This window comes from Candidatus Rokuibacteriota bacterium (assembly GCA_016209385.1).
Classification (GTDB): Bacteria; Methylomirabilota; Methylomirabilia; order Rokubacteriales; family CSP1-6; genus JACQWB01.
Map to the genome: position 1 here is coordinate 1 of JACQWB010000115.1, position 5,299 is coordinate 5,299.

The window sequence follows — 5,299 nt, forward strand, 5'->3', positions numbered from 1 at the left end:
GCCCCACGCAGGTCCTCGCCTACCTCGGCCGCTATGCCTCTCGGATCGCCCTCTCCAACGATCGCCTCGTCGCCCTGCAGGACGGCCAGGTCACCTTCCGCTGGAAGGATCGCGCCCACGGCAACGCTCCCCGGCTCGCCACCCTCGACGCCACGGCCTTCCTGCGCCGCTTTCTGCTCCATGTCTTGCCCCGCCGCTTCGTCCGGATCCGGCACTACGGATTCCTGGCCAACGCCGTGCGCCCGCAGAAACTGCCCCGGGTACGCCAATGGCTCGCCCCGGTGGCGGTCGCCGTCGAATCGAATGCACCACTGAAGCCCGAACGGTGGGAAGCGCTCCTGCTCCGGCTGACCGGGAGGGATGTCACCCGGTGTCCTCGGTGCGGGGTCGGATGCCTGCTCGTCGTCGAAACGCTGCCTGCGCTGACGGGGCTCGGCGATCCTTCCCGCCGCGCGAGGAGCCCATGAAACCCTCCACCTCGCGCTCGGCCCCCTTGGCCCCCTCCGCCACGCCCGTACTCTGTCTGCGTGAGGTCTCAACCGCCAGCATCGTCGTGCCAAGCCGGTTCATCGTTGCGCCGCCAGGTCGCCGGCACGGCAGACACCGCCGACTTTTCGAAGCTTCACCCCGGGCAGCCGCGTTCCTGCCGCTCACCTCGCTCGATCAATCCCCATAGCTGGCGTCCGCGGCGACCGTCGGCGGGCGGTTTCATTCAACGCGCCTTTTTCGCGCATCGCGCTATCGCGCGACGACACGAAAAAGCCCTCTTCATTTTCTTCATTCTCGGCCCGCCGGGCGCGAGGGAGCCGAGCGAGCCCGACCCGAGGCCCGACCCGAGGCCAGGCTACAGCAGTCACCTTGTCTCGGTACTCGATCACCACCGCCGTGGCCCGATCCGTCGCGCATGAGAGACAGAGCGGCAGCCCGCCGTAGCGGACCCAGCTCCCGGTTCGGCAGAGAGCGCACGGCGTAAACGGTCCGATCGTCCTTGAACCGAGCCTCGGCACCCCTTTTGGTCACGGATCGCCGGCCCTCGCCCGGGCCTCTTGGCTCCCGCTGCTCATGAGCGCACCTGACCCCGCCGCCGACCCGGAGGCGTCACCACTCATCACCGGTGTCACCGGTGTTTTGGACATAGGGGGGCCTGCGGAAAGGGAGGGCTTTCCCTCACTCGGGGCACGATGGAGATCTTCGGCGGGCGGGGTTGCCGACGGGCGGTCTCGATCCTCCTGAAAAAGTTGAGAAGAGGCCTCGGGAGACTCTGCGTGCGACTGCTCGGGAGGAGGCTCGTCCCCGGGGAGGGCTCGTGGGAGGACCACCGTGTACCGGCATACCCCCCCCTACTCAGAAAAACCGGTGACACCGGTGACAGGTGGTGACGCAGCCGGCAACTCCTCGTCCAGGAGGGCCTCGACCGCGCGCCGGCGGAGCCGGAGCACCCGGCGCCGCTGGCCGCCCACTCGGGCGACGACGCTGTGGCGGCCGGCCTCACAGTCCGAGAGCCCCTCCCGGGCCACGTCCCGCTTGAGGCGGTCCTGTCTCAGCGGGAAGGGTTCCCCCATGTCGCGGCAGAGGCGGCTCACGGCTCCGAAGGCCGCGTCCGGGAGCAGGTACATGGAGTGCTCGTCCAGCCAGCCGATCAGTGCCGGCTCGCCGTGGAGCCCTTCGCCGCTCTGATCCTTCGGGAGCAGCACCGCCCGCCGCTGGGCCACGAGGGTGAGCAGGAGTCTGAGGAACCGGCGGGTCGGGCGCTCGCTTTCGACGAGCCGCCCCTGGGCGCGCCCGAGTGCCCGGAGCGCCTCCCAGCCCCTGGCGCGCAGCGCCTCACCCTGGCCTTCTGAGCAGGCGCCGATCTCCTCGGCGTATTTCAGGCCCGCGTGGAGGCCGATCCAGAGGTGAGCGAGGGCCTCGGGGACTCTCAGGTGCTCGCCGTCGGCAGAGGCGCGTGCCCGCACCCCCTGGAAGGTCTCCCGGAGGAGCGGCGCAAGGGTGCGCATCTGGGGCGCGAGCCAGGCGATGTAACCGGCGAGCGCGTGGGGCAGGCGCCCCGCCTGACGCTGGGCCTCCGCCAGGGCTCCGAGGTTCACCTCCGCGCGCTCCAGCTCGATCAGGAGCATCCGGGCCCACACCGGATCTCCTCTGGGCGCGTGGGTTCAACGGGAGAAACGAGCGGGCTGTCGGAGACCGTCAACCGAAGTGTTGGTCTGTTCCTGAGCCCGCGCCGTCTGCTCATCGGCTCCTCCCGTGCCCGAGCCTTCCCGTGACGGTGGCTCGCCCTCTCAGGGCCACGGGATTGCCCCTGTCCCTGGCGGGATCAGCGCCCGGAGCGCGGCTCAGCGGGGAGCCGACTCGGTCGCCCGGCGGTACCGCTCGTAGGTGTCGCAGGCCCGGCGAAGGCCGAGCCGGCAGGCCTCGGCGGCGTCGGCCAGCGCGCCGGCTACGTCCCGCTTCCGCGACCTGGCGCCGCCGCGCTCGAAGTAAGCCTCTGCGTGGTCGGGCTTGAGCTCGATGAGGCGCGTCCAGTAGGTGATGATCGTGTCCCAGTCGCCGCTGGGCGTCAGGGCGTCGTCGAGCTGCTTGTAGGCGGCGGTGAAGAGCGGGTCGAGGTCGATCGCCCTCCGGAAGTCCGCGGCCGCCTCCCGGTATCGGCCGGCGACGAGGTGACTTCGCCCGCGCTCGGAGTAGGCGCGGGCCGTGTCCGGCTCCACCCGGTCGCGTCGGCTCACTGCCGGCGCCAGAGGACCCGACGCCTGCGGCCCGTCGGGCACCACCCGCGCGGTGATCCGCGCGTGGAGGGCGTAGGCGACGAGCGCGAGGGCGATCCCGGACCCGACCATGAAGGCGATCCTGCGCGTCAGGCCCGTCGCCGCCGCCCGGCGGAGCGCGCCGCGGGTGAACCGGGTCGCTCGAGCCGGCACCGCTCGGTACGTACCGCCGACGTGCAGGATACGACGGCGGTCGGCGACGCGAGGGACGAGCTCGGTGAAGGGCCCTTCGCCAGTCACCAGGCGCCGGAGCTGAGCCACCACGGCCTGGATCGTCTCGGCCGGAGGCGGCTTGGGGTCCCCGTCGGCGTACCAGACGGCGCCGAGCTTCTCGCCGTCCTGCCTGATCAGGGTCACGCCGAGCGCGAGGAGCGCGCGAGCCGCGTCGCGCCGGGCCGGCGAGCCGGCCAGCGACGCGACGGGGTCGTCGGACGCCGTCTCGAGGTACATCGCGGCGTCGAAGTCCGCCTCGCCCGTCTGGCGCGGGCGGGCCAGCCCGACCGCGACGAGCGCGCGATCGAGAGCGGTTCGCCGGCGCAGCACGAACGCCGGGCCGGCGCCGGCGAGGGTGACCGCGAAGCGCTCGGGCCGCCCGGCCGGCTCGAACCCACAAGAGAACGTCGCGCCCTCGTGCGCGGCCGTGCCGCGGCTGCCGCTGACCACGCCGCCTAGCTCACCGACCAGGCGGCGCAGCGCGTCCTCGGCGCGGCTGCGGCGCGCCCGGCGGACGGCCCACACGGCGCCGACGATGGCGGCGACGACCAGGGCGAGCGCGCCCAGGGCGAGCGCGGGGATCACGGGGCCATCAGGCGAGGCCAGCCCCGTGGTCGCGCTTCGTGACGATCGCGACCTTGCCGTGCAGGCGATCCGTCATCGCGCCCTACGCCTGGGGCATGTGCGGGGGAGCCGGGCGATCGCGCCGGATGAAGCGCTGGAGGCCGGCCTTCATCTCGGGGTCCTGCGCCGAACGGAGCCCGACCTGTGCTTCGTAACGGAGGCCGTCGACCAGGGACGTGCCGAACGTCGCGAGGGTCGCCTGGCGATCGGTCCGGATGCTCTGTTGCGGGTACTTGACGATCGCCTCCGCCAGCTCGATTGCGCGCGCCAGCGCGCGGCCTTTCGGCACGACTTCCTGGACGAAGCCTATCGTCCGCGCGTGCTGCACACCGAACCGGACGCCCGTCTCGATCATCCAGAGCGCATTCCCTTGGCCCACGATGCGTGCGAACCGCTGGGTGCCGCCGTCAAAGAACGGCACGCCCCAGCGACGGTTCAGCGCCCCGAATTCGGCGTGCTCCTCGGCGATCCGGAAGTCGCACCAACAGGCAAGCTCCATTCCGCCGGCAAAGCAGTAGCCATTGATGGCGGCGATCGTCGGCTTTCCGGGGTCGAGCTTAGCGAATCCCATCGGACTCGCGCGCTCAACATAGGGATGCCTGGTCAAGGCATCGGTATCCTTTAGGTCGGCGCCCGAGCAGAAAGCGGTGTCGCCGGCGCCGGTCACGATCAACACGTGCGCCGCTGCGTTCGCTGCGAAACTCTCGATCGCCTGCGCGAGCACAACGGCAGTCTCGGCGTCCACGCAGTTGTGAACCTCGGGGCGGTTGAGCGTCACGAGCGTGATGGGCCCGCGCTGCTCAACGAGGAGCTTCGGCATGAGAACCTCTAGCGACCGGACATGCCGCGCAATAGGAAGGGGATAAGGTTCTTCTCCACCAGTCCGCCCGCGGGCAGAACACGCACCGCCGGCCGCCGTCCTGGCGCTCCCGGCATCCGAAGCATGGCCCGATGCTACCGCGCGGATGAAGTGCGGGTCAACGGGGAAGCTGCTGCTAATGTCGTTCAGTGCCCCCCCCCCAGCCCAGCAGCGGCTTCTGTACGGGCAGTCCTGACAATGCCAGCTCACCACCGGGTGGAAAACCCGGCGCTCGATGGCGCGAAGCACCTCAGAGACCGGCCGGAAGAGGCCGAGGTTCGCGGCCCGGTCGCGCGTGGTCCAGTAGCGGTGAAGCTCGGCCTTCCGGGTCTTCGTGAGCACGTCGAACCGGACGAGCCGGCCATCCGCCGAGCGCTCCGGGAGGTCGAGGCTCCCCACGCGTGGCCGGTCCAGGACCTCGCCGGTCTCCTGGTCGATCAGCGGTACCTCGAAGGGGACCTGTGCACCCGACCACCTCTCTCAAGCTGTCAGTACGCCTCGAAGTAGGCCGTGAGGTCCTCGAGGCCTGGCGCCTGGCCCTTTTTCGCCTGTCGGTAGAAGTAGCCGACGGCGCCGTGGATCCGGGAGCCGAAGGCCAGGGCCGCCGGGACGAAGTCCGGTGGAAATGTGGTCCACCGGCGCCACTCGGCATTGAGGTGAGCCGTGGACCAGGGACGGGGAGGCGTCACCACTCGTCACCGGTGTTTTGGACATAGGGGGCCTGCGGAAAGGGAGGGCTCGTGGGAGGACCACCGTGTACGGCATACCCCCCCCTACTCAGAAAAACCGGTGACACCGGTGACAGGTGGTGACGGAGCCGGCAGCTCCTCTTCCAGGA

At 70.7% G+C, this 5,299-nt stretch carries 6 protein-coding genes; 2 read left to right on the forward strand and 4 right to left on the reverse strand.

Annotation, left to right across the window (positions count from 1 at the left end; all coding sequences use genetic code 11):
• The coding region (locus HY726_07650; protein MBI4608864.1) for a transposase at positions 1-467 on the forward strand (467 nt) is incomplete at its 5' end.
• 873 nt (positions 468-1,340) lie between these two features.
• On the opposite strand, the gene HY726_07655 is transcribed toward HY726_07650, so the two are convergent.
• The 3 genes from HY726_07655 to HY726_07665 form a co-directional block, all read right to left on the reverse strand.
• Positions 1,341-2,129: a hypothetical protein gene (locus tag HY726_07655; protein MBI4608865.1), complete on the reverse strand. Its 789-nt coding sequence runs from the start codon at positions 2,127-2,129 to the stop codon at positions 1,341-1,343.
• Positions 2,130-2,333: 204 nt separating this feature from the next.
• Entirely contained in the window at positions 2,334-3,563 is a 1,230-nt protein-coding gene (locus HY726_07660; protein ID MBI4608866.1) for a tetratricopeptide repeat protein, read from the reverse strand.
• An 82-nt stretch (positions 3,564-3,645) separates the two neighbouring features.
• Positions 3,646-4,422, reverse strand: a complete 777-nt coding sequence (locus tag HY726_07665; GenBank protein ID MBI4608867.1) for an enoyl-CoA hydratase/isomerase family protein — start codon at positions 4,420-4,422, stop codon at positions 3,646-3,648.
• Between the two features lie 237 nt (positions 4,423-4,659).
• Here HY726_07665 and HY726_07670 point away from each other — a divergent pair, with 237 nt between their 5' ends.
• Positions 4,660-4,968 carry a hypothetical protein gene (locus HY726_07670; protein MBI4608868.1) on the forward strand — a complete coding sequence of 103 codons (309 nt, stop codon included), beginning with the start codon at positions 4,660-4,662 and terminating at the stop codon, positions 4,966-4,968.
• On the opposite strand, the gene HY726_07675 is transcribed toward HY726_07670, so the two are convergent.
• Positions 4,950-5,150, reverse strand: a complete 201-nt coding sequence (locus HY726_07675; protein MBI4608869.1) for a hypothetical protein — start codon at positions 5,148-5,150, stop codon at positions 4,950-4,952. The genes HY726_07670 and HY726_07675 overlap by 19 nt on opposite strands.
• Between the last annotated feature and the right edge of the window lie 149 nt (positions 5,151-5,299).